At 53.2% G+C, this 22,643-nt stretch carries 23 protein-coding genes; 16 read left to right on the top strand and 7 right to left on the bottom strand.

The genetic code is table 11. The features are described 5' to 3' along the window. The first annotated feature begins 74 nt into the window (after positions 1-74). Positions 75-995 (top strand): LysR family transcriptional regulator, encoded by a 921-nt coding sequence (locus MHI43_RS23310; protein WP_009594790.1) that lies wholly within the window; start codon positions 75-77, stop codon positions 993-995. A 134-nt stretch (positions 996-1,129) separates the two neighbouring features. Here MHI43_RS23310 and MHI43_RS23305 read toward each other — a convergent pair whose 3' ends face one another. Beyond that, entirely contained in the window at positions 1,130-1,810 is a 681-nt protein-coding gene (locus MHI43_RS23305) for a zinc metallopeptidase (RefSeq protein ID WP_009594846.1), read from the bottom strand. A 43-nt stretch (positions 1,811-1,853) separates the two neighbouring features. Further along, positions 1,854-2,303, bottom strand: coding sequence for a MerR family transcriptional regulator (locus MHI43_RS23300; RefSeq protein WP_009594823.1), 450 nt, complete (start codon positions 2,301-2,303; stop codon positions 1,854-1,856). A gap of 316 nt (positions 2,304-2,619) precedes the next feature. On the opposite strand from MHI43_RS23300, the gene MHI43_RS23295 reads away from it, so the two are divergent. Genes MHI43_RS23295 through MHI43_RS23285 form a run of 3 tightly spaced genes read left to right on the top strand, consistent with a single transcriptional unit; the run spans position 2,620 to position 5,927 of the window. After that, positions 2,620-4,059, top strand: coding sequence for an ammonium transporter (locus MHI43_RS23295; protein WP_015736693.1), 1,440 nt, complete (start codon positions 2,620-2,622; stop codon positions 4,057-4,059). Positions 4,060-4,110: 51 nt separating this feature from the next. Next, positions 4,111-5,190: a DUF294 nucleotidyltransferase-like domain-containing protein gene (locus MHI43_RS23290; protein ID WP_036660213.1), complete on the top strand. Its 1,080-nt coding sequence runs from the start codon at positions 4,111-4,113 to the stop codon at positions 5,188-5,190. After that, complete coding sequence (locus MHI43_RS23285) at positions 5,187-5,927, top strand: 3'-5' exonuclease (protein ID WP_015736691.1); 741 nt, start codon at positions 5,187-5,189, stop codon at positions 5,925-5,927. Before MHI43_RS23290 ends, MHI43_RS23285 begins: the two co-directional genes overlap by 4 nt. Positions 5,928-5,963: 36 nt before the next feature. Here the strand turns inward: MHI43_RS23285 and MHI43_RS23280 are convergent, their stop codons facing one another. Further along, positions 5,964-6,497 (bottom strand): M67 family metallopeptidase, encoded by a 534-nt coding sequence (locus MHI43_RS23280; protein ID WP_036660214.1) that lies wholly within the window; start codon positions 6,495-6,497, stop codon positions 5,964-5,966. 496 nt (positions 6,498-6,993) lie between these two features. Between MHI43_RS23280 and MHI43_RS23275 the strand changes: the two genes are divergently transcribed. Continuing rightward, the gene (locus tag MHI43_RS23275) at positions 6,994-7,545 is read left to right on the top strand and encodes a TlpA disulfide reductase family protein (RefSeq protein WP_036660215.1); all 552 of its coding nucleotides are present in this window, start codon (positions 6,994-6,996) and stop codon (positions 7,543-7,545) included. Between the two features lie 91 nt (positions 7,546-7,636). Here the strand turns inward: MHI43_RS23275 and cimA are convergent, their stop codons facing one another. Next, positions 7,637-9,253 (bottom strand): citramalate synthase, encoded by a 1,617-nt coding sequence (gene cimA / locus MHI43_RS23270; RefSeq protein WP_015736688.1) that lies wholly within the window; start codon positions 9,251-9,253, stop codon positions 7,637-7,639. A gap of 353 nt (positions 9,254-9,606) precedes the next feature. On the opposite strand from cimA, the gene MHI43_RS23265 reads away from it, so the two are divergent. From MHI43_RS23265 to MHI43_RS23255, 3 genes are all read left to right on the top strand, one after another. Then, complete coding sequence (locus MHI43_RS23265; protein WP_036660216.1) at positions 9,607-10,938, top strand: DNA polymerase IV; 1,332 nt, start codon at positions 9,607-9,609, stop codon at positions 10,936-10,938. Between the two features lie 188 nt (positions 10,939-11,126). Beyond that, entirely contained in the window at positions 11,127-11,366 is a 240-nt protein-coding gene (locus tag MHI43_RS23260; protein ID WP_009594795.1) for a ferredoxin, read from the top strand. 167 nt (positions 11,367-11,533) lie between these two features. Continuing rightward, positions 11,534-12,937 carry a L,D-transpeptidase family protein gene (locus MHI43_RS23255; RefSeq protein ID WP_036660218.1) on the top strand — a complete coding sequence of 468 codons (1,404 nt, stop codon included), beginning with the start codon at positions 11,534-11,536 and terminating at the stop codon, positions 12,935-12,937. On the opposite strand, the gene MHI43_RS23250 is transcribed toward MHI43_RS23255, so the two are convergent. Further along, the gene (locus MHI43_RS23250) at positions 12,934-13,071 is read right to left on the bottom strand and encodes a hypothetical protein (RefSeq protein WP_015736685.1); all 138 of its coding nucleotides are present in this window, start codon (positions 13,069-13,071) and stop codon (positions 12,934-12,936) included. The two genes, MHI43_RS23255 and MHI43_RS23250, sit on opposite strands and share 4 nt — an antisense overlap. A gap of 195 nt (positions 13,072-13,266) precedes the next feature. Here MHI43_RS23250 and MHI43_RS23245 point away from each other — a divergent pair, with 195 nt between their 5' ends. Genes MHI43_RS23245 through MHI43_RS23235 form a run of 3 tightly spaced genes read left to right on the top strand, consistent with a single transcriptional unit; the run spans position 13,267 to position 15,632 of the window. Then, entirely contained in the window at positions 13,267-14,361 is a 1,095-nt protein-coding gene (locus MHI43_RS23245) for a quinone-dependent dihydroorotate dehydrogenase (RefSeq protein ID WP_175320810.1), read from the top strand. Positions 14,362-14,386: 25 nt separating this feature from the next. After that, entirely contained in the window at positions 14,387-15,199 is an 813-nt protein-coding gene (locus MHI43_RS23240) for a GTP pyrophosphokinase family protein (protein ID WP_036660222.1), read from the top strand. After that, entirely contained in the window at positions 15,189-15,632 is a 444-nt protein-coding gene (locus tag MHI43_RS23235) for a DUF309 domain-containing protein (RefSeq protein WP_036660272.1), read from the top strand. Before MHI43_RS23240 ends, MHI43_RS23235 begins: the two co-directional genes overlap by 11 nt. An 87-nt stretch (positions 15,633-15,719) precedes the next feature. Here MHI43_RS23235 and MHI43_RS23230 read toward each other — a convergent pair whose 3' ends face one another. Both MHI43_RS23230 and MHI43_RS23225 read right to left on the bottom strand, forming a co-directional pair. Then, entirely contained in the window at positions 15,720-16,175 is a 456-nt protein-coding gene (locus MHI43_RS23230; RefSeq protein ID WP_015736682.1) for a PCYCGC motif-containing (lipo)protein, read from the bottom strand. Further along, the gene (locus tag MHI43_RS23225) at positions 16,172-16,699 is read right to left on the bottom strand and encodes a thioredoxin family protein (protein WP_015736681.1); all 528 of its coding nucleotides are present in this window, start codon (positions 16,697-16,699) and stop codon (positions 16,172-16,174) included. Before MHI43_RS23225 ends, MHI43_RS23230 begins: the two co-directional genes overlap by 4 nt. A gap of 160 nt (positions 16,700-16,859) precedes the next feature. Here MHI43_RS23225 and MHI43_RS23220 point away from each other — a divergent pair, with 160 nt between their 5' ends. The 5 genes from MHI43_RS23220 to MHI43_RS23200 all read left to right on the top strand — a co-directional run bounded on the left by MHI43_RS23220 (position 16,860) and on the right by MHI43_RS23200 (position 22,638). Beyond that, the gene (locus MHI43_RS23220) at positions 16,860-18,464 is read left to right on the top strand and encodes an RsmB/NOP family class I SAM-dependent RNA methyltransferase (RefSeq protein WP_036660225.1); all 1,605 of its coding nucleotides are present in this window, start codon (positions 16,860-16,862) and stop codon (positions 18,462-18,464) included. Continuing rightward, complete coding sequence (locus MHI43_RS23215) at positions 18,461-19,222, top strand: pseudouridine synthase (RefSeq protein WP_015736679.1); 762 nt, start codon at positions 18,461-18,463, stop codon at positions 19,220-19,222. Before MHI43_RS23220 ends, MHI43_RS23215 begins: the two co-directional genes overlap by 4 nt. A 30-nt stretch (positions 19,223-19,252) precedes the next feature. After that, complete coding sequence (locus MHI43_RS23210) at positions 19,253-20,053, top strand: Cof-type HAD-IIB family hydrolase (protein WP_015736678.1); 801 nt, start codon at positions 19,253-19,255, stop codon at positions 20,051-20,053. A 251-nt stretch (positions 20,054-20,304) separates the two neighbouring features. Further along, positions 20,305-21,519 (top strand): ABC transporter substrate-binding protein, encoded by a 1,215-nt coding sequence (locus MHI43_RS23205; RefSeq protein WP_036660226.1) that lies wholly within the window; start codon positions 20,305-20,307, stop codon positions 21,517-21,519. 48 nt (positions 21,520-21,567) lie between these two features. Beyond that, positions 21,568-22,638, top strand: coding sequence for an ABC transporter substrate-binding protein (locus MHI43_RS23200; RefSeq protein WP_036660228.1), 1,071 nt, complete (start codon positions 21,568-21,570; stop codon positions 22,636-22,638). Positions 22,639-22,643: the final 5 nt, after the last annotated feature.

Genomic DNA, 22,643 nt, shown 5'->3' with positions numbered 1-22,643 from the left:
TGTTATAATAGAATTGGATGATTTGGATAAAGTCTTCAAGTCTTCTAGGGAATAAGAATGGAGCGATAAAAGGCGTGGAATTACGACAGTTGCAATACTTTGTAAAGGTTGCGCAAAAGGAACACGTTACCCAAGCGGCAGAAGAGCTTCATGTGGCTCAGTCGGCCGTCAGCCGTCAAATACATCAGTTGGAAGAAGAACTAGGTGTTAATTTGTTCATGCAAAAAGGCCGGAATCTGCAGTTAACCCCGGTAGGCCAGCTTTTTTGCAAACGGGTGGAGAGCATTATGAAGGATTTGGACCGTGCGGTCGTCGAGATACATGAATTCCTGGACCCGGAGCAGGGGGAGATCCGCATCGGTTTCCCTCACAGCCTGGGCATACATTTGATTCCGTCCATCGTGGCTGAATTTCGGAAGAAGTACCCGAACGTGAAGTTCCGGTTTAAGCAGGGCATGTTCCCGACTTTGATCCGGGACGTCGTCGGGGCTGAAGTGGATTTGGCGTTTGTGTCTCCGTTTCCGGATCGCCACGATCAAGTGGACGGAGATATCGTGTTGACAGAGGAGCTGTTTGCGATCCTGCCGCCGAATCACCCGCTTGCGGGGGAGCAGTCCATCAAGCTGGAGCAATTGAAGGAGGAGCGCTTTGTGCTGTTCAGCAAGGGCTACTCCTTGCGCCCGATTGTATGGCATGCCTGCCTGGAGGCCGGGTTCACGCCGAAAATTGCTTTTGAAGGCGAGGAGACGGATACGATCCGCGGGCTGGTTGCTGCCGGCATGGGGGTCAGCCTGCTACCTGAAATGGCGCTGTTCCAGACGAATCCGCTTCAACCGGCACGCGTCCGAATCTCGGAGCCGAAGGTAACGCGTTCCATCGGTCTGATTCACCGCGCGGACGAGAAGCTGCCACCGGTTGCGCAAGCCTTCCGTGCGTTTCTGCTTCAATATTTTGGCATTGATCCGTCGCCGAAAAAGGAAGAGAAAGCGGAATGACGCTTCTCTTCCCCTAAGAGTCTAGAATTCAAGATGGACATCATCAAGTGATTATAAAAAAAGAGGGCTTTCCGTCTCCGCCAATCAAGGTAGAGAGGAAAGCCCTTTATCGTTGTCCTTCATGTCTAACGGGTTTATTCCCGGTTGCTCGTAAAGATCATGATGTAACGGATCAGCTCGAGCAGCGAGATCAAAGCTGCAGCGACGTAGGTCAGGGCCGCAGCGTTCAATACCTTAGCGACTCCGCGTTCTTCGTCATTGGCAATATAGCCTTCTTGTACCATCAGCTGACGGGCACGGTTGCTTGCGTTAAACTCGACCGGCAGCGTGACAAGCTGGAAGGCAACGGCGCAAGAGAAGAAGATAATGCCGAGACCGACCAGGTTCATGGCTTGGAACAGGAATCCGGCAATCAAGAGAAACGGAGCGATACCGGATGCAAAGTTAACGACCGGGAACATCTTGTGACGGGCTACGAGCATCGGATAGTGCTCCGCATGCTGGATCGCATGGCCTACCTCGTGACAAGCGACGGAGACGGCCGAGATGGTACGTTCGTAATAAACAGGCTCCGACAACCGGACTACGCGTTTGGTCGGGTCATAGTGGTCAGAGAGCGTGCCTGGCACCGGTTCAATCGGAACGTCATGGAGTCCGTTGGCATCCAGCATATGACGCGCTGCATCGTATCCGGTCATGCCGGTGCTGTTTTCAACCTTGGCCCATTTGTTGAACGTGCCTTTGACCCGGAACTGAGCCCAGAGAGAGAATATAAACGCAATAATAATGAGTATAAACATCCAGTCAGAATACATTTATCATACCCCCATACAAAGTTGTCAATTTGGTGTTGCATCATTACATCGAAGTGAACTGGTTCAGCAAAATTTGCAGCGACTCGATACAGGCAGCTCCCTTGGGAAGAATGTTAGCGAGCACCTCCCGTGCTTGACTGGGTTTTAATTCGCTAAGAAGCGGGTTGAGCTCCTTGACATCCCGTTCCAGCTGTTTCATCTGTATTTCGAGTTTGGTTAGCTTCTCCGTCATTTCGGAATCATCGGCAACCGACTTCCAGCGATCCAGTCTCTCCTTAATCTCATCGAGAGTATATTTCTCTTGCTTCAACTGATTAATACGTTCGAGAGTGCTTAAGGTTTCAGAACTGTACAGCCGGTAGTTTTTTAACGTCCGTTTTTCAGGGGAGATCAAACCCAGCTTCGTATAGTAGTCAATGGTTCTTTCGCTGATTCCGGCAGCCTTGGCCAGCTCACCGATCCGGAAAAGGTTTCCGCTCGTGATCCCCATCATTCATCACCTCGCAAGCCTTCATTGAATTGGACATTAATGAATGCATTTATATTTTCATTTTAATAGAAATATGATACATGATCTTCAACCATACAGTCAAACGTCATAGTTGTGACAAAAAACCTTGAAGCCTAGTTTATTCTTCACTGAGCATCATGTTAAACGATTTGCACTGTATGCACTTAATGTTAGATTATATTACATAAAGTAAGTTTTTTTTGAAAAAAACCGTTGCGGATTTTTAATCTCCCCCCTATAATGACAATAAGAATTCAAGGCGATGTTATATTAGTTAACACAAAGGGGAGTGTAAAACATGAAAAAAAGATGGCTAGGTTTAATGGCGGTAGTAATCGCTCTACTCGCATTCCCGGCGAGCGCGTTCGCCGCTGATGGGGGAGCCACGAACGTTGAATTGACGGCTGGTCTGAACTCCGTATTCGTATTCTTGGCAGCGCTGCTCGTATTTTTCATGCAAGCAGGGTTCGCTCTGCTGGAGGCCGGCTCGGTTCGCATGAAAAATGCGGGACACGTCGCAGGTAAGACCTTTCTGACCTTCGGCATTTCGATCGTAGCCTTCTGGGCGCTAGGGTTTGGTCTAGCCTTCGGTAACGGCAACAGCTTTTTCGGATTTGAAGGCTTTTTCTTAAGCGGAGACAATGCAGCAGGCTCATTTGATTCCTTGTCCGCATACGATGTGCCGACGACCATCATGTTCCTGTTCCATCTGTCCTTTGCGGCCGTATCCTTGGCGATCGCTTGCGGCGGTATGGCAGAACGGGCAAAGCTCAGCGTTTATATCGTGTTTGGATTGCTGTTCACCATCGTGATTTACCCGATCGTTGCTCACTGGGTATGGGGCGGCGGCTGGCTCGGCGCTCTGGGCATGCAGGACTTTGCCGGATCGACGGTCGTTCACTTGACAGGCGCAACGGCAGCACTGGTGGCTACCATTCTTCTGAAGCCTCGACTTGGCAAATATAATAAAGACGGGAAGCCTAACAGCATACCGGGTCATAACCAAGTTTTATCCGTACTCGGCGTATTCATCATCTGGATCGGCTGGTTCGGGTTTAACCCGGGCAGCACCATCTCGGCACTCACAGACGGTTTCTTCGGTTTCGTGGCATTGAATACGAATATCGCGGCGGCGGCAGGCGCACTGGCCGCTTTGCTGATCTCTTGGGCGGTTCTTGGCAAAGCGGATATTCCTAGCATGCTAAACGGTATTCTCGCTGCATTCGTTGCCATCACAGGCGCTTGTGCTTTCGTGGAGCCTTGGGCGGCCGTCGTGATCGGCGCCGTAGCGGGTACGGTTACGTTCTTTACGGCGCAATGGTTTGACCGCAAAGGTATCGATGATCCTGTATATGCATTCTCCGTACACGGCATTGCCGGTATGTGGGGTGCCGTGTCCACCGGATTGTTCGCGGCCCCTAGGCTTGTTGAAATCACGGGCGTAGGCAAGGAGGGTTTATTCTACGGCGGGGGCTTCGGCCAGCTCGGCGTTCAGCTTCTGGGTCTGATCGGCACGTTTGCATTCGTTCTGGTGATCTCGTTCATCATTCTGTATATCATGAAAGTTACGATGGGCATCCGCGTAACGGAGGAAGAGGAATTGATGGGTCTTGATATCAGTGAACATGGAACCTACGGATATCCGGAACAAATGAAACTTTTGGTGGAATCGGAAGGGAAATCCCCAGAGTTTCGTTCCGGAAGCAAGGCGGTTCCCGGTAGCGACACGGCTTTATAAGAAGCTCACCATTATCATTGTTCATGAAACAAGTCAGAAGGAGGCCGCGGCATGAAACCTCTGAAATCCGTAAATCTGTTTCCGGCATTGTCGGAAATTCGGAAAGCAGCAACAGCCCAGCAATTACGAGATGAACGGATCGCTTGTCAGAACCATCTCATCGAGATGCGCAGTAACATGGAGCTGAGAGAGTGGATCGCATCCGTGAATACGATGCACGATCTGATTGGACAGCGTGCCGCGGCAATCTGTGAGCAGGACATGTGGGAGGCTGGCTTTGGCCGGCCTCCTGCGCGTTATGCGTTTGTAGCTTTTGGCAGCTGCGGAAGGCAGGAAGCTACGCTGTGGAGCGATCAGGACAACGGTTTGATCATTGGCGATGAGCTGGAAGAGGAGGCGCTCCCCTTCTTTCGGGAATTTGGGCTTCGGCTGGCGAATCTGCTGGAATATCTCGGGTACCCGAAATGCTCCGGAAAAGTGATGTGTTCCGAGCCATTATGGAGCAAGCGGCTTGGCGATTGGAAGAATCAGATCAGCGAATGGTGCGGAGACCGGCAGTGGGAACCGATACGAAACTTCATTATTGCTTCGGACCTGCGCCATATATCGGGCGATACCGAGCTTTCGGAGGCGTGGGTGGACCATTTCCGCAGCTCCGTCGAGCAGCATCCGGACATCGGCCATGCCGTGCTGCGGAACACGGTCAAGCATAAGGCAACGCTGAATGTCATGGGGCGAATCGTGACGGAGCGGTTTGGAGAGCATGCCGGCGAGTTTGACGTGAAGTATGGCGTTTATATTCCGCTGGTGAACAGCATACGCACCATGGCGCTGCAGCGGGGCATCATCGAAACCTCGACGCAAAAACGCATGGAAAAGGTGATGCTGCTTGAAGGCGGGAATCTGCTGCTGGAAAGCGTGCAGCGCGCTTTTTTGACGGCGCTTCGGCTGAGAAACGATACGCCCATTCGGGTGGAGGACGGGCTGATTACGAGCAGCGGGTATATCCCGCAGAATCAGCTCAAGAACAAAACCATGCAGTACGAGCTTCGCGATACGCTTGGAGTGGTGAGACGGGTACACCGATCATTGCAGCGCGAGCATCGTTTTGCGGAGAGGAGAAGCCCATGACTGAACCGGTACAATCGAACGGCGGTTTCTGGAGATCGCTTCGTTCGGGTAACATCAATTCCGCCATCGCCTCCATGCGCGGGGCGCAGACAGCCCAGCAGTTGGCATTCATCCGATCCCAGATGAAGGATAACCGGAGGCCGGAGGTTCTGGGCACCCCGCTGGACGAGCTGGAGGTTGTCGTATTCGATCTGGAGACGACGGGGTTCAATCATCAGCACGGCGATGAAATATTGTCTTTCGGTGCGATCCGGGTCATCGGGGAGCAGGTGATCGAGAATGAAACCTTTCATATGATCGTGAACAGCGGTGCCCCGGTGTCTCCATTCATTGCCGAGCTTACGGGTATCACGCAGCAAATGGTTGATGCAGCCCCGCCTTTAATGGAGGGGCTGCATGATTTCATGGCCTTTATCGGGGGGAGGGTGCTTGTTGCCCATGCCGCCGCGCATGACCGGGGTTTCTTGAACGCCGCCTTGTGGAAGACCTCCAAGGTTCGATTAACGCATCGGCTTCTCGATACGATGATGCTCGCGCAGAGGTTATATCCCGAACAGAAGGATTACAGTCTGGATGAGCTGCTGCGAAGCAGCGGCATTCCGGTGGAGGGAAGGCACCATGCTCTGTCCGATGCGCGCATGACCGCCCGGCTGTGGGCGGATTACATGAAAGACATTCAGGCGCGCGGCCAGGCTACCACGCTAGGAGATTTATACGTCTATCTAAGCGAGGGGTAGCATTGGGATTGGAGATTGGAGGTGTCCGCCAGTTCGTCATTCCTTTAGAATTGCAAAAGGGACCGGGGCAAGGGAATAAAATGCCCTTCCCGGAAGCGACTTGGAGCTTGGCGGCAGCTGGCTGAAGGATTCCCGTTCTTCCTCACTCCGGATAATTTTGTAGGCATGGAGCTGCAATCCGTTTAAGCCGGAGGCGCCGGGAACTGCAGGAGAAGCAATAGCATACACCCGGAGCAACCCGCCGAAGGATTGGAGCTGAAGCAGATCCTCGCCGGAGGGGTCAGGCGTGGTATGCGGGTGACTGTGAAACAAACCGACGATGCCTTTTTCAGCCAATACCAAGCGAGTCCACTGAACGGGGTCCAGATGAAAAGAATGCAGCGGAAATTCCGCTGTATTTTTTACGGGAATAAATTGCGTAACGGTTATGGACCGGCTTGCTTCATCGGCATGTCCGATAAGGACGCCGCAAGCTTCCTCCGGCAAACGATGATGCATATGGTCCGACATATGCTCTTTGACGGCCTCGCGCAGCAGAAGCCGCTCCAGGGACGTGTGAGACGGGTTCATGTATAATCCTCCTGGATCATATAATTGGTCCGATCTTATGTGGTGTCGATCGCGTGTTTGAAAGATCAGGGTTTCAGGGTACAATAGGAACTATAAGTGCGTGTTCAAAAAGGTCGATTTTCAGCACCGAAGCTTATGCTTCCGATGTGCGTTTTTTCAAAACGCTTCAGTTGGATGAAGCTAGGGAGTGAGGAGCAGAGCGTACGTTTTGGGTACGTGAGCACCTGAAATGTTTCCGCAGGAAACATGCTTCGAAAGCATCTCCTTAGGCCCGGATGAATTCAAGATTCGATGCCGAGCTGCTTCCTGATTCTCTTCGTGTTAGATATAGAATTTATGAGTTATCAGTGGAACTGATGAAATTCTATATCGCAAGAAAACCTACCTATACATCGCGGTCGCTCATCCTTGAAGTGGCCTCGATAGAGGTTTTCTTATCAAAAGCGGACTTTTTGAACGACCTCTATAACTAAGTTTAGCAAAGGAACCTATACCTATGAAACGTAACATCATCATTATCGTCCTGCTTCTTATCGCAGCAGGCGCTGTTGTCTATAATCAAGCCGGCGACGATATCCAGGCCGTCTTCATGCAGGAGAAGCCGCTTCCGACGGAGACGGGGGCCAAAGCCGGCCTGCTTGCCCCGACCTTTACCTTGAAGGGGATGGACGATAAGTCCTATTCCGGCGGCGGAGCGCGCGATAAAGCAATGCTAGTCAATTTCTGGGCATCCTGGTGCGAGCCGTGCAAGCAGGAGGCGCCGGAGCTCGACAAGTTGGCTGCAGAGTATGCAAGTGAGCTCGAAATCTACGGCGTGAACGTGTCCAAGTATGACAATGCGAAGAAAGCGCGTCAATTTGTTCAGGACTTTAACCTTCAATACCCGATCCTTCTCGATACCAAAGGAGAAGTGTTCGAGGAGCTGTATAAAGGCCAGGTTTTCCCGACCAACGTGCTGATCGATCGTAACGGCGTGATTCAGGAAATCATTCTGGGCGCTCCCGATCCCAAGGATCTTCGTAAAAAGGTGTCCAAGCTGTTAAATTAATCGTTTGCTTAGCCAGCTGACGAAACCAAAAAAAAGCGCGGCCGCCATGTCCTGAACATGGTGGATACGCGCTTTTTATATTGGACATAACCTAATGATTTACCAAGCCTTGCCTTGCCGCAGACTCATGCACCTGCTCCGGGGAAATCTGACCGAGCAGCGCATAACGCATACTGTCCACCAGCGCTTCCCAGCTGGCTTCGATGACATTGCTGGATACCCCGACGGTGTTCCAGGCATTCTCGAAGTTCTTGGATTCGATCAGAACCCGGACCTTGGCTGCCGTTGCATCCTTGTCATCCAGCACCCGCACCTTATAGTCGGCAAGATGCATTTCCTTGAGCGTCGGGAAGTATTGGACCAGCGCTTTACGCAGCGCATTATCGAGGGCATTGACCGGACCGTTGCCTTCCGCAGCGGTATAAATGCTCTCGCCGGCGACGTTGACTTTGACGAAGGCTTCGGAGACGACCGGCTGTCCGGCCGACTTCTCGACCAGCATCTTGAAGGATTCGAAGGTAAACAGCTCCTTGAGCTCTCCGTTCGCTTCCCGAAGAAGCAGCTCCAGGGAAGCGTCTGCGCCTTCGAATTGATACCCTTCATGCTCGAGATCCTTGATCTTACCGATAATATGCTTGGATTGCTCGCTTGCCGGATCAAAGTCAAGCCCCATGTCCTGCGCCTTCGATACGATATTGCTCTGCCCCGCGAGCTCGGAGACCAGCACGCGCTGTTTGTTTCCGACCTTCTCCGGTTCGATATGCTCGTACGTTCTGGAATCGCGCAGGATCGCCGAAACGTGGATGCCTCCCTTATGGGCAAAGGCGGCGTTGCCGACATACGGCTGGTTAACCGGCATGTTGACGTTGGCGATTTCGCTGATATACCGTGCGGTATTCGTCAGCGTGCGGAGGTTGTCGTCACCGATGCACTCATACCCGAGCTTCAGCTGCAGATTCGGAATGATGGAGCACAGGTTGGCGTTCCCGCATCGTTCCCCGTATCCGTTCATCGTTCCCTGCACATGCCGGACACCGGCCTGCACGGCGCTTAGGGTGTTGGCAACGGCAAGCTCGCAGTCGTTGTGCGTATGAATGCCGAGCGGAGCGCCAGGCAATGGACCCGTCAGCGATGTGACAATGTCCGAAATCTCGTGCGGGAGACTGCCGCCGTTCGTATCGCACATGACAAGCCAGTCGGCGCCTGCTTCCCGTGCCTTGGACAATACGGCAACAGCATATTCCGGATTGTTCTTGAAACCGTCAAAAAAGTGTTCGGCATCAAAAATGACCTCGAGGCCTTTCCGCTTCAGGAAAGCGATGGAATCATAAATCATGGCCAAATTCTCTTCGAGTGTCGTTTGAAGCGCCGTATGGACGTGGAAGTCCCAAGACTTCCCGACCAAGGTAGCGGCAGAAACGCCGGATTCCAGAATGCGAAGCAGATTGGCATCCTGGTCGGCAATGGAACCTTTGCGCCGGGTGCTGCCAAAAGCGGTTACTTTTGAGGTTAAGCCGAGATCCTGGACTCTTTTGAAAAATTCGATGTCCTTGCTGTTGCTTCCCGGGATACCGCCTTCAATATAATGAACACCAAGAGCATCGAGCTTCTTGGCGATTTTGACCTTGTCGTCCGCTGACAAGCTGATTCCTTCGCCCTGGGTTCCGTCGCGAAGTGTCGTATCAAAGATGGAAATGGACTTAGACATGATGTCCTCCTTTGGGTGTCCGGGATTGGACCGCATTGTTTATAATTTTGTATTATAGCATTTCTTTGCGGGAAAGTAACAGAGTAAAACAAACTTTTCCCGCAAGGGGCCCATCCTTGACCCTTGCGAAGGGGGACGGTATGCTGGAGGCGTTAAATCGGGGCCAGCCGTGCGTACATGATTTGCTTAGCGGACAAGATCATACGGGCATCGATCTCTAAAAACGGTATAATGGAAGAGGCACCATTTGCCTCAAGTACCGTAACCATCATTCAGACCGAACCTTAAATAATGGGGCTACCCTATTCCCTATAGATTATGAAGAACCGTACCGAAGAAAGAAGGAATGCTGCGTGGGACCTATCGACGATTATTATCCGGCCAGCGGCCGCGTTATCCTGCATGTGGATATGAATGCTTTTTACTGCTCCGTGCATGAGGCGGAGGAGCCGGAGCTCTATCGTGGCAAAGCCACGGCCGTCGCAGGCAGCATCGAGCTGCGAAAAGGCGTCATCGTCACCTGCTCCTATGCAGCGAGGTCGCTGGGGATCCGCACCGGCATGAACGTGAGGCAGGCGCTGCGAATCTACCCTGACCTGATGATCATCCAGCCGGATTTCCATCTGTACCGCAAGTATTCCAATGCATTCATGAACATAGCTTATGCCTATACACCGCAGCTGGAAGCGACTTCGATCGATGAATGTTACCTGGATATTACCGGCTCGAAGCAGTTCGGCACCCCTCTGGATATCGCTCGGGAAATCCAGGAGCGCATCCGCGAGGAGCTGTCGCTTCCGTGCTCGGTCGGCATTGCGCCCAATAAATTGCTGGCCAAGATGGCCTCGGACATGAAAAAGCCCAACGGGCTGTCCGTGCTGCGAATTCGGGATGTCCCGCAGGTGCTTTGGAACAAACCCTGCGCGGAACTGTTCGGCATCGGGAGCAAGACGGCCGACAAGCTGCGCAAGCTGAACATCCAGACCATTGGGCAGCTGGCTGCCGCCGACGAAAGCCTGCTGACCTCGACCTTTGGCGTGATGGGGTCATGGATGAAACGAGCGGCCAGCGGCATCGATCACGCCCCGGTCGTCGCGGAGCGGGAACAGAGCAAGTCCATCGGACACACGACCACGCTCCCGCAGGATGTTACCTCGGCTGAGGAGGCCAGAAGGGTGCTGCTGAACTTAAGCGATCAGGTAGCGCGCCGGCTCCGCAGGCAAGGCTTGGTGACCAGCGGCATTCAAATTACGCTGCGCACGCCGGACATGAAGACGATCACCAGGTCGAGGCATCTTGGCATTCCGACGGAAAATACCGAGGACATCTACCGGGAAGCGTGCGAGCTGTATAACCGGCATTGGAAGCAGGACAAGCCGCTCCGTCTGCTCGGCGTCACGCTGCAGCAGCTCACGGCGAAGGAGGAATCCGCCATTCAGCTGGACTTGTTCGACTATGAGAAGCAGCCCAAGAAAGAGTCGCTGACCCGGGTAATGGACGAGCTGCGTAATAAATTCGGCGAGAGCGCGGTACTGACCGCCGGCATGCTGGGCGATGACCCATCGTCCCTAATCCGCAATCATAAGCGGAGAGGTACATCTTTACAGATGGATTTTGTAAGGGAACTGGGGAACGATAATAAAAATGCCGATCGTCCAACCACGAAGGACCCTAATCGCGATTAGCCGTTTTTTGTTCGTCACAGAACAGCTCATTGGCCTGCAAGTACAGCCGATTTTTGTCGGAAAATGTTAGGAAATTTATTTGTATTCCTAAAACAATTGTATTAATATATGTAGATGGTGGCGGCAGAACCGTCAGCTTATACTATGTTTATAGAGATGTTTATAGATATACAGGAGGAAGAGAGACTATGGCGAAGTTTACTTGGGTAGATAAAGATACCTGCATCGCATGCGGCGCATGCGGCGCAACGGCACCCGACATTTACGATTACGACGACGAAGGCCTGGCAGAAGTTATTTTCGACGGGGACAACAACCGCGGGGTAACGGAAATTCCGGAAGATATGCATGACGACATGCTGGATGCTTGCGACGGCTGCCCAACAGATTCAATTCGGATTGCAGACGAGCCGTTTAACGCAGAATAACAAATTCCGCTCGATCCCTGATATTCCATCTTGAACTTATACCGACGTCCTCTGCCCGACTAAGGCAGGGGGCGTTTTTTCATATCCGGGGACTCATACATAATCGGAGCGTTTATTCCGATATACAGGATAATAGAGGTAAAAATGTCATTATAGGAGGCTCTCGAATGAACAATTCGCTGTACCTCAAAAGATATGTGGAGACGCATCCTGATAATAAAATGGCCTGGTACCTGCTGGGCAAGGAGTATGAGCAGGCCGGCGAGCAGGGCAAGGCGAACTACTGCTACAACAAGGCCGAAGGGGTCTACGAAGCCTTTGAGCTGAGTCAGGTCCCTTCCGACATATGGAAAAATTACGAGCAGCGCTTATTGGAGATGGAGAAGGACAAGGAGCGCAAGCTAAAAAGAACCCGGCGTTTGCTAGCGGCGCTGGTGCTGCTCCTGCTGGTTTTCCTTCCGCCCGCCCAGGCGCCGGGCTCCGCTACAGGGAATGTTGCGGAAGATTTGTTCCCGCCGCATGAGCCGGCGTCCGCCAATGCGCTCAACAAAGAGAAGCCGGATTCGCGCAAGGAACCGCTGTACACGGCTGTTGCTTTCGGCCAAGGCAAGGATTCCGCGGGTGCGCTGTCCTCATTGCTTCAGCATCCGCAGCAGCTGCCGAATTGGTCGGTTGCGCTGGAGATGAAGCGTTCGGGCAAATGGCTGCTGTGGAGCCGGGACATGGAACGGTTATACGGTCTGCATCGGAATGATCAAGGCGCGATCTCTATTCAGCCTTACGAGGGAGCAGCCGAAGAGTGCGATTGCGAGCCTGCGGACAGTTCGAGGCTTAAGCGGAGCGCGGGGCAGTGGGCCGATCTGCAGGTTGAGACGGCCGTTCTGCAGGAAGCGGCCAAACAGTATAAGGCTCGGCATGGCCGCCTGCCCAAAAGCTTGGATGAATTGACGCAGCCGTATCCGAGCAATTGGCTGTCCGGCCGCTCGAAAGCGATGGAGCAGATGTTCGAAACGTTAATGCGGCAGCAATCCCAAGGAGCTGGAGGTCAAGGGCAACCGGGGCAGCCGGGGAACAGCTTGGAGGAACCTGGATATTGGGGGACTTCGCCGGACGGAGATCCCTTTTTCGAACAGCCGCTTCAGGTCATCATTGACCGGAAACGGCATCGGCTGGCCGTCGTAAGCGGCGGCATCCTGCTGCGTAATTATGCGGTCGGGCTCGGCGGAGCGAAAACGCCGCTGGGTGATTTTCATATCAACGATAAGGTAGTCAATCCGAACGGAACCACGAAGGGTCCCTACGGCACGCGGGGAATGCAGCTTTCCGATACGCTGTACGCGATACACGGGACGCTGGACGTGGACAGCATCGGCGCGAACGAATCCGAGGGCTGTATCCGTATGCTGACTGAGGATGTGGAGGAGCTGTTTGACCTGGTTCCGATGGGAACCGTCGTGAAAATACGGGAAGGGGTCCTGCCCGAGGACCTGTGGACGCCGAAAGAGCGTTTTAAGCTCAAGCATACCCAGGGTCAGACCAACCCGGGCAAGGTGTATCACTGGCTGGATTAAGGCTGGGCGATCACAATCAGAACGATAATCAGGATAATCAGAAGAGCGATGCCGGAGCTGATCCATAGTATGGCCTTCTTATTAACCTCTTCTTTTTTCTGCTGCAAGGTCGGAGGCTTACGTTTGGCTGACATGTCTTTCCCCTCTTTCTCTCATGATCGTGAAATGATTTGTACAATCTTCCTTTATTGTATGGGGTTTGTCCTAAAATTGCCATATCGCTTTCAAGCCGGGACGATCGCTCAGTTTATGCCGAAGAACTTTCTTTTTGAGGAAGAAACGGATAAACTGAAGGATAGAGAAATAACTGGATGAGAGGAAGAGTGGATGTGCTGTACCGCAACATAGGCAAACCTATATTTTTTAGACTGGATCCCGAAAAAGCCCACCACCTTGTGGTTGGCGGCCTTGGACGTGCCTCCGGCGTGGTCGGCGCAGACGCTGTCATGCGGGGGATGTACGGTGTGAACGAAACGCCGGATTTGGCAGTGGACCTGTTCGGGCTTCATTTCCCGACGCCGGTCGGACTTGCCGCCGGGTTGGACAAAAACGCTCACGCCGTCAAAGGCTTCTCCTCCATCGGCTTCGGATTTATGGAAGTAGGCACGGTAACCCCGAAGGGACAACCGGGCAATGAACAGCCGCGATTGTTCCGGCTTCCTCCGGATGAGGCGCTCATCAATCGGATGGGCTTCAATAACGAAGGGGCCGAGGCCATGGCCAAAAGGCTGTCCGCACTCAAGGAACGCCGTATTCCGGTTGCCGTCAACATCGGGAAGAACAAGGCGACGCCAAACGAGAAAGCCAACGATGATTATGAAGCTTGCATTCAAGCTTTATTTCCGTATGGCGACTTTTTTGTTGTCAACATCAGCTCGCCGAACACGCCGGATTTGCGCAGCCTTCAGCATGGAAGCGAATTGTCATCCCTGCTGGAAGCCGTCATGAACGAAATGTCGCGGCAGGCGAAGATTCATGGGGGCGAGAAGGCCGTTCTGGTGAAGATTGCGCCGGACGTGAGCGATGAGGAGCTGGAATTCATGGTGGATACGATCAGCGCCAGCGGCGTTTCCGGCATTATCGCCACGAATACGACGCTTTCGCGGGACGGCCTGACGCACAGCAACGCCAAGGAAACCGGAGGCCTGAGCGGCAAGCCGCTGCGGAACCGCTCGACGGAGATCGTGTCGCGGATCTACAAGCAAACCGGCGGTTCGCTTCCGATTATCGGATCCGGGGGGATTTTTACGGCAAGGGACGCTTATGACAAAATACGCGCAGGCGCAAGCCTGGTGGAAATTTATACAGCACTTATCTATGAAGGGCCAGAGGTGAACCGCAAGCTTCATTCCGGTCTCCGGGAGCTGCTTGCACGGGATGGCTTCAGCCATATTTCCGAAGCCGTCGGCGCTAATCATCGGTAAAGGGGTAAAGACAGGAGGCAAGGCGATGGACGTTAGAGACTGGGGGACATTTTTGCTTCCGTATGAGCAGACCGTTGAGGAATTGAAGGTCAAATTCAAGACGATGCGTTCCGAACTGAAAAAACGGGAGGAATACGCACCCATCGAATTCGTAACGGGTCGGGTCAAACGGATCTCGAGCATACTGGACAAGGCGAAACGCCTCAATGTGCCGATGGACCAGTTGGAAACCGGGATTGAGGATATCGCAGGCATTCGCATTATGTGTCAATTCGTGGAGGATATTCGGCGGGTGGCCGAATATATCCGGGCGCGGAAAGACCTGACTGTGCTATACGAGAAGGATTATATTACCAATTTCAAAGAGAGCGGCTATCGGAGCTTTCATATGATCATTGAATATCCGGTGCAAACGGCTTTGGGACAAAAGAAGGTGCTTGCCGAAATTCAGATCCGCACGCTAGCCATGAACTTCTGGGCTACGATTGAGCATTCCCTTAGCTACAAGTACCGTGAAAGCCTGCCGGATGACATTCGGGCGCGGCTGAAGAAGGCCGGAGAAGCGGCCAATACGCTGGATACGGAAATGTCGAGCATCCGTGAGGATATTTTGGAGGCGCAGCGGCAGTTCGAGGACGATTCCAATATTACGACGCAGGTGCTGAACGCGATACACAAGCTGTACTTTTTCCATCTGGTCAATGAAGCGATCGCATTCCAGAGCCGCTTTAATGCGATATGGCAGGATCATGACATGGATGAGATGAAGGTGCTCCTGGACGAAGTGAAGGAGCTCCTGGCGGCAGCCAAGAAGAAAGTAAATGAAGATGAGCTATGAGCCGCTATATGTCGCTTACCTCGTCTATTTCAACCGGGACCGGGATTACTTCGAATGCCATGAGGTGTTAGAGGAGTTGTGGCTGGAGCGGGATCGCGATCCCAGGTACAAGGGGCTGCTGCAAGTGGCAGTCGGGCTCTTTCACTTTCGGAACAACAACGTACGAGGAGCATACAAGATGTTCACAAGCGCCGCCTCCCGGCTCGAAAGCTATCCCCGGGATGAACTCGGGATCTCGATGGGGAAGCTGGTGGGCGAGGTGCGGGACTACGCCAAGCAGCTGTTATCGTATGACGTTCATCCGTTCCCCTATAGGGATCTGACGATCGAAATTGGGGATACGGAGCTGAAGCGGGCGGTTTTGTCGGCATCGGAGCGGATCAAGCCGAACATTCCGCAGAGGCGCAAGCCGGAGCGGGCACATGCCAAGTAGCGCCGAGAGAATAAGTAAAAAAGAGCTGCCCGTCTGTAGAAGGATCTACGTGTGGGCAGCTCTTTTTTCGTATGATCATGCGATGGATCAGGATTCGGTGCCTTTATACTTGTCATCGATGAACTGTTTGATTTCGTCGACGGATTTTCCTTCGTCATGGAGCCGTTTGGCATCCTGCAGCTCGGTCAGGCATATGCCGCACTGGGCACCATGGTCCGTCCATTTGATTTCGCCGTCCTTGTTCTCGGCGATGAAGCAGCGGTGAAGGGAATCGTGATAGCCGGTCTCCTCGTCCATGCAGCCGCAGTAGCACTTGATTTCCTTGATAATGTCCTCAAGTTCTCCGACCGTGGCATAGGTTGCTTGCGTATTGTCGGTGTAATTGGACAGAAACTCCGGCATCACCGTCAGGCTGGCCGTTGTCTCGTATCGTTCGGAAGCGGCGCCGTGCTGATGGCTTGCAGCGGATTCTTTGCCGCCGCAAGCGGTCAGCAGCATGCCCGATATGACGAAGGTAAAGAGAATGGCGCGGGTGCGGTTCATTTCGTCACGCTCCCTTTGTATTTATCCAGGAATTGCTTGAAGTCGTCGATGGAGTAGCCTTCGCTGGAACCTTCCGGTTTCAAGCCGCCGACCATGCGTTCCTTCTGAACGCCGTTCTCGAAGTATACGAGCGTCGGGGTGAACTCGATGTTGTATTCTCTCCAGCCCTCCTGATACTCGCGGAGATTGTACTGGTGCATCGTAATGCCGGCGTCATCGGCCAATGGCATCAATTCCGGGGTCGTCGCCCGGCAGTGCGGACAATCGGAAGCAAAGAAGTACACGAAAAAGTTCTCTTTGTTGTCGACCTTGCTCTTCAGCTGATCCGGCAAAATGATTTGCTGGTAATTCGGATCATTAAGGAGCTCCTGTGTAGCCGGGTTCAGGCTGGAGACCTTCTTGCCGCCGTATAAATCGCTTGCTTCGCCTTGACCGTTCAAGAAAACGAGTGCGGCAACCAACAGTACGAAGACTCCCCCGAAGGCGTATAACGCGGTGTATTTATTCTTTTTTTTGCGGTTCATGGATCCACCCCCTAATGAGTAATAATAAACAAGGACTTGTCCTTTTTAATGTAGTTTATTATACAATATTAAAAGTCGCAGCGGAACATGCGAAAGTTCGCTTCGGCTGTGCGAATATACACTTCAAACCGATACGATACAGAACAGGTAGGTACTTAGTATGGCATTACGTCTGCCCTCGCCGTTTCTGGCGAAGATGAAATCGCTGCTCGGCGAAAACTATGACAATTTTATGAAGTCTTATGAACAACCCCCGTTTGCCGGCATTCGGGTGAACACGCTGAAGATCGGCAAGGCCGATTTCTTGGAAATATCCCCCTTTGCCCTTGCGCCCATCCCCTGGTGTCCAACCGGTTACTATATTCAGGAGGGGGAGCGCCCGGGGCGGCACCCTTACTATCATGCAGGGCTTTATTATATCCAGGAGCCGAGCGCCATGGCTCCCGTCGAGCTGCTTGATGTTACGCCGGGCGACCGGGTACTGGATTTGTGCGCCGCTCCCGGGGGCAAATCCACGCAGATTGCGGCGAAGCTGAAGGGGCAGGGGATGCTGATCAGCAATGATCTGCATCCGGACCGCACCAAAGCGCTGGCCAAAAATTTGGAGATGTACGGCGTGCGGAATGCCGTGGTGCTGAATGAGGAGCCGGAGCGGATTGCCGGGGCTTTTCCCGAATTTTTCACGAAAATATTGATAGATGCTCCATGCTCCGGCGAAGGGATGTTCCGCAAAGACGAATCCATGCTGAAGTACTGGGAGGAATCGTCTCCGCTCAAGTTTGCGGAGATGCAGCGGGACATCCTGAAATCGGCGGCAGCCATGCTCTGCCCGGGAGGCCGGCTCGTGTATTCTACCTGCACCTTCTCTCCGGAAGAGAATGAAGGGATGATTGCGGAGTTTCTGAGCGAACATCCGGATTTTCGCGTGGTTCCGGTGGATCATTCGGAATTCTTTTCCCCGGGAGAAACGGACTGGATGGCGGGCCAAGGGAACGTGAAGGACGATGTGCTGGGACAGCTTGCCGGTACCGCTCGATTGTGGCCGCATAAGGTCAGAGGCGAAGGGCATTTCATGGCCGTGCTTCAGCGGGAAGGCGAGCTGGACCGCCGGGAGGCCGAGAAAGACCAAGCTCCTTGGATCCAGACAGGCAGTCTGGACCACGGTTCGCTTGCTGTCTCCCCGCGGACCGACTCATCCCGAGAGCGTAAAGGGAAATCCGCTCTCCGGGAAGAGCGGCCGGGAAAACCCGGGAGGGGCAGCAACGGCGCTTCGCGTCAGCAGGCACCCCGCCGAAGCGGTGGAGATCGTCAGTCCAATCCGATTTCGCTCGACCCGTTCCAGGCCTTTATCCAAGAGCAGCTGCACGTAAAGCTGGAGGGCTATCCCGTTGTCTACGGCAGCCATGTGTACGTATCGCCACTGCCGGAGGAGCGTCTAAAGCAGCTGAAGGCCATCCGTCCCGGATGGTACATGGGACAGCTGAAGAATGAACGGTTCGTGCCGGGGCATCCTTTGGCCACGGCGCTGCAAGCGGATGAGGCCGCCCGGCATGTGAGCCTGTCTTCCAAAGACGGCGAAGCGGTCCGGTATTTGAAAGGGGAAACCTTGTCGATTCCGGAGGAACGCGTGACGTGCCGGCCGGGTGCTGAAGCGAAGGGTTATGTGTTAGTGTGTATAGACGGATACTCGGCCGGCTGGGGCAAATGGCAGTCAGGCATGTTGAAGAACGAGTATCCGGCAGGGTGGAGGTGGACATCGGTATGAGTGGCAAAGGCAGGACTACGCAAAGACTGGACAAGGTACTGTCCAATCTGGGATTCGGCTCGCGGGCCGAATTAAAGAAAAAAGCGAAGCAGGGGAGCATCGTCGTCAATGGAACGGTAACGAAAGATCCGGGAAAACATGTGGATCCCTACGCGGATATCATTGAGTTTGAAGGGGAAACCATTCAATACCGGGAGTACGTGTATCTCATGCTGCACAAACCTCCGGGCGTCGTCTCGGCAACCGAGGATCTGCGCGATCGTACGGTGCTGGATCTGCTGGATGCGGAATATCGGGTCTTCGAGCCGTTCCCGGTGGGCAGGCTGGATAAAGACACGGAAGGACTGCTGCTGCTTACGAATGACGGCAAGTTGGCCCATGAGCTGCTGTCGCCCCGGAAGCATATTCCCAAGACTTATGAAGCGACCGTAGAGGGCCGCGTGGACGAAGAGGATGTGCGTCGGTTTGCCGCAGGAGTCACATTGGATGACGGTTACGTAACCTTGCCCGGAGAGCTGGCGATCCATTCCCATGAGGAACGGGAGGACGGGGTCCAGCTGTCGCGCATCTCGCTGACCATCCATGAAGGCAAATTTCATCAGGTCAAGCGGATGTTTGAGGCGGTAGGCAAAAAAGTCGTGTATCTCAAAAGAATCAGCATGGGCGAACTTCGATTGGATGAAAATCTCGAGATCGGAACTTACCGGGAGCTGACCGAGCAAGAACTGGCTTTGATCGGAAGAGCCGGATCAGAATAGAGAAATAGAGACTTAAAGGATGGATGGAGAATGGGATACAAATTGGTTGCGCTTGACGTAGACGGAACGCTGCTGAATGATCATCACGAAATTACGGAGAAGACCAGGAATACCGTGATGGAAGCCGCAAAACAAGGGGTAGAGATCGTACTGTGCACGGGCAGAGGGCCGCTGAATTCGATTCCTTTCATGAAAAGCATGGGTCTTGGCGGTTATGTCATCAGTCATAACGGAGCGGCAACGGTCGAAGTGGAGACCCATCACATCGTGCATCAGTTCGGCATGGACCCGGGTCAGCTGGAACCCTTCATGAAATATTGCCGTGAGCACGGGGTGCATTTTGACGTGAATACCGCCTTCGAGATGTACGTGGACCAGGTGGATGAGCTTGCCGGACCGGTACGTTCGATGTACGAAAACTATTTAATGCTGCCAAGCAATCTGCCGTCATGGGAGGAGCTGTCGGACCCGGTCGTGAAATTTACGGTATTCGGCGAATCCGCCGATATCGACCGCGTTTATGCGGATTGGAGCAAGTGGACCCTGCCCTTCAACATGCTGCGAAGCGGCGAGTTCTTTATCGACCTGATGCACAGCCAAGCATCCAAGGGAAATGCGCTGAAGCAGCTGGCAGCCAAAAGAGGCTATCGGCCGGACGAAGTGCTGGCCATCGGCAATTACTTCAACGATATTACGATGCTCACTTACGCAGGTATGGGCATTGCGATGGATAATTCGCCGGTAGAGGTCAAGGCCGCCGCCAATGCGGTAACGGCTTCGAATAACGAGGACGGCGTACACGAGGCGCTGGTGAAATACTGCTTGTCGTAAAAATTGAATATTGCAGAAGCGAGAACCCGCCATAGGGCACTTGAAAAAAAGTGCCTGAGGGCGGGTTTTTTGCGTGAATGGGAGCCGGTTAACGCATTCTCTAAGAAGATGAAGACAAGCATATCCTTCCAGATTTGGATTGACACGATAGAAGCGGCATGCTATTTTTATCAATGAAAATGATAATCATTATCAATCATTGGAGCGAAAACACGCCTGCATATCGTTTTATCGAAAAAAGGAGGCAACTCATGTGTACGGAAGAAGAACTGAACATAGATAGCGCATCGGATTCGGATCGTAGCGGAAAAACCAGCCTGGTGGAGATCAAGGAGTACATCGACAGCCATTATCACGAGGCGTTAACCATTGGCCAACTGGCCGGAATGGCTAATATCTGTCCCAAGTATTTCGTGGACCTGTTCAAGAAGACATTCGGCCAGACCACGATTGATTACCTGACGCATGTTCGCATGAATCACGCCAAGCGTTACTTGGCCGAATCGGACGATCGGCTTCGGGATATCGCACAGAAGGTTGGTTATAAGGACGAGTTCTATTTCAGCCGGATTTTTAAGAAGAAGGTGGGCATGTCGCCATCGGAATATGCCCGAAATTCGAGGCAGCTGATCGCGGCCTGTTCTTCTTCGATCATCGGGCAGCTGGTGGCGCTGAACGTCATTCCAGCCGCCGCGCCGCTTGATGCGAAGTGGACCCCGTTTTATTACAATGCCTACAACTCGGAGATCAAGTCGCGTTTGAAATTGACGAATCCTTATCCGGACAGCCGCTTTGAGGAGAACATCGAGCAGCTGTTCCGCGCCAAACCCGACGTCATAATCGGCATGGATCACCTCGGTGTAGAGGAAATCGCCAAGCTGGAGCCTATTGCCCCCACCTTCATTGTTCCGTCCCATGCAGGTTGGAAGAAGCAGCTGGAGCTGATCGCGGCATTCCTGAACAAGGAAGAACAGGCACAATCCTGGATCGGGCAGTATGAGCGGAAAGTGGCGCATGCACGCTCGCGAATGCAGGAAGTGGTGGGGAATGATCGTGTTGCCGCGCTGCGGATATATGGACAAAATCTCTATTCCTACGGTAACCGGGGGCTTGAGGAAGTGCTGTTTCAGGATTTGCAGCTCAAGCGAGCTTGCCGATCCCATGCCAGCCGGAATCAGCAAATAACGATGGATGATTTGCTGCAGTGCGATCCGGACCGAATTCTGATCGCGGTATGCCCGGAAGCTGCATCGCGACGCTATTGGCTCGCGCTCCAGCATTCCGCCGAGTGGCATAAGCTTAGAGCCGTCGCGCAAGGAAGGGTCTACACGATCTCGTCCGATCCTTGGTTCGAATACTCCGCGCTTGCCGTGACGAGAATGCTGGACGAGGCGATGCTGCTGTTTACAGGAGATAGTCCAAACGGAGTTCTGGATAAAAGCCATGGTGAATCGTTTGCTACGTAATATATACTCGTCTTAATTGAGAATCATTATCACAGGAGGAGATACATTGTGGCTAAAAGTTTCAATCGTGGAAAGAGAATTTGGAGGATCAATATAGCGGCACTTGCGTGTTGTGCCGTCATCATAGGCTTGCTGTCAGGCTGCGGGGATAAGGCGGAGACCGGAGCGACGGATGGCGATCAAGAGGCAGCGAAGACCGCAGCGGTGGAGACGTCCGGCAAAGCAGGGAGTAGCCAAAAATCGACGGAGGAACCAGGGACGAATCGTGAGGAGACGTCGACGAAAGAGGAACGTACGGTAACGGATGAGCTCGGGCACGAAGTGAAGATTCCGGCCGAGGTGAACAAGGTATTTGCGCCGAACATGGAAGATTCCTTGCTGAAGCTCGGCGTGAAGCCCGTTGCCCAATGGGCCAACGGCAAGCTGGGACACTCTTATTTGCAGGAGGAGCTGGACGGCATTCCCCTGATCGATTTTTCGGGAGGCTTGCCTTCGCCGGAGGCCCTGATGTCCTACGAACCGGATCTTATCGTGCTTCACACCGAGACTTACGCGGCGGACGGCACCTATGAGAAATACGCCAAAATCGCGCCAACGTACGTGTTCAAAAATGCTTCCGGGAATGTCGAGAAATCGCTGACCACCTTGGGCGATCTGCTTGGGAAAGCGCCGGAGGCCGAGACCGCCTTGAAAAATTATCAGCAAAAAGCAAGCGAAGCGAAGTCGAAGCTGAGTTCCGTGGTGGGGGACAAGAACGTGGCCATTATCCGTTTCGCACCAAGGGGAGTCAGTTTGATGGGCGGAAATTACCTGTGCGGATATGTCATCCATCAGGACCTGGGACTGGGCAAGTCCAAGCTGGTCGAGAACGAGAATGCAGCTAACATATCGCTGGAAATACTCCCGCAGCTCGATGCAGACTATATATTTGTCATCAACGCCTATGATCAAGGAACGGAACGCATGAAGGAAATGACGGAAAACCCAATCTGGAAAGGCATGTCCGCGGTCAAGAACGGTCAGGTCTATGAAGCCGATAACGAATACTGGCTGGGAAGCGGCCTGATCGCTTACGAGAAAATCGTGGATGACGTCGTTCGCTCCATTACGGGTCAATAGGAGGA

Source organism: Paenibacillus sp. FSL H8-0457 (genome assembly GCF_038051935.1).
Classification (GTDB): Bacteria; Bacillota; Bacilli; order Paenibacillales; family Paenibacillaceae; genus Paenibacillus_AQ; species Paenibacillus_AQ lautus_A.
This window is presented reverse-complemented; position numbering and strand designations above follow the sequence as displayed.

Coding starts and splice junctions, on each gene's coding strand:
- MHI43_RS23305 (WP_009594846.1), bottom strand. CDS start 1,810: ATGTATTCTGACTGGATGTTTATACTCATTATTATTGCGTTTATATTC.
- MHI43_RS23300 (WP_009594823.1), bottom strand. CDS start 2,303: ATGATGGGGATCACGAGCGGAAACCTTTTCCGGATCGGTGAGCTGGCC.
- MHI43_RS23295 (WP_015736693.1), top strand. CDS start 2,620: ATGAAAAAAAGATGGCTAGGTTTAATGGCGGTAGTAATCGCTCTACTC.
- MHI43_RS23290 (WP_036660213.1), top strand. CDS start 4,111: ATGAAACCTCTGAAATCCGTAAATCTGTTTCCGGCATTGTCGGAAATT.
- MHI43_RS23285 (WP_015736691.1), top strand. CDS start 5,187: ATGACTGAACCGGTACAATCGAACGGCGGTTTCTGGAGATCGCTTCGT.
- MHI43_RS23280 (WP_036660214.1), bottom strand. CDS start 6,497: ATGAACCCGTCTCACACGTCCCTGGAGCGGCTTCTGCTGCGCGAGGCC.
- MHI43_RS23275 (WP_036660215.1), top strand. CDS start 6,994: ATGAAACGTAACATCATCATTATCGTCCTGCTTCTTATCGCAGCAGGC.
- cimA (WP_015736688.1), bottom strand. CDS start 9,253: ATGTCTAAGTCCATTTCCATCTTTGATACGACACTTCGCGACGGAACC.
- MHI43_RS23260 (WP_009594795.1), top strand. CDS start 11,127: ATGGCGAAGTTTACTTGGGTAGATAAAGATACCTGCATCGCATGCGGC.
- MHI43_RS23255 (WP_036660218.1), top strand. CDS start 11,534: ATGAACAATTCGCTGTACCTCAAAAGATATGTGGAGACGCATCCTGAT.
- MHI43_RS23250 (WP_015736685.1), bottom strand. CDS start 13,071: ATGTCAGCCAAACGTAAGCCTCCGACCTTGCAGCAGAAAAAAGAAGAG.
- MHI43_RS23240 (WP_036660222.1), top strand. CDS start 14,387: ATGGACGTTAGAGACTGGGGGACATTTTTGCTTCCGTATGAGCAGACC.
- MHI43_RS23235 (WP_036660272.1), top strand. CDS start 15,189: ATGAGCTATGAGCCGCTATATGTCGCTTACCTCGTCTATTTCAACCGG.
- MHI43_RS23230 (WP_015736682.1), bottom strand. CDS start 16,175: ATGAACCGCACCCGCGCCATTCTCTTTACCTTCGTCATATCGGGCATG.
- MHI43_RS23225 (WP_015736681.1), bottom strand. CDS start 16,699: ATGAACCGCAAAAAAAAGAATAAATACACCGCGTTATACGCCTTCGGG.
- MHI43_RS23220 (WP_036660225.1), top strand. CDS start 16,860: ATGGCATTACGTCTGCCCTCGCCGTTTCTGGCGAAGATGAAATCGCTG.
- MHI43_RS23215 (WP_015736679.1), top strand. CDS start 18,461: ATGAGTGGCAAAGGCAGGACTACGCAAAGACTGGACAAGGTACTGTCC.
- MHI43_RS23210 (WP_015736678.1), top strand. CDS start 19,253: ATGGGATACAAATTGGTTGCGCTTGACGTAGACGGAACGCTGCTGAAT.
- MHI43_RS23205 (WP_036660226.1), top strand. CDS start 20,305: ATGTGTACGGAAGAAGAACTGAACATAGATAGCGCATCGGATTCGGAT.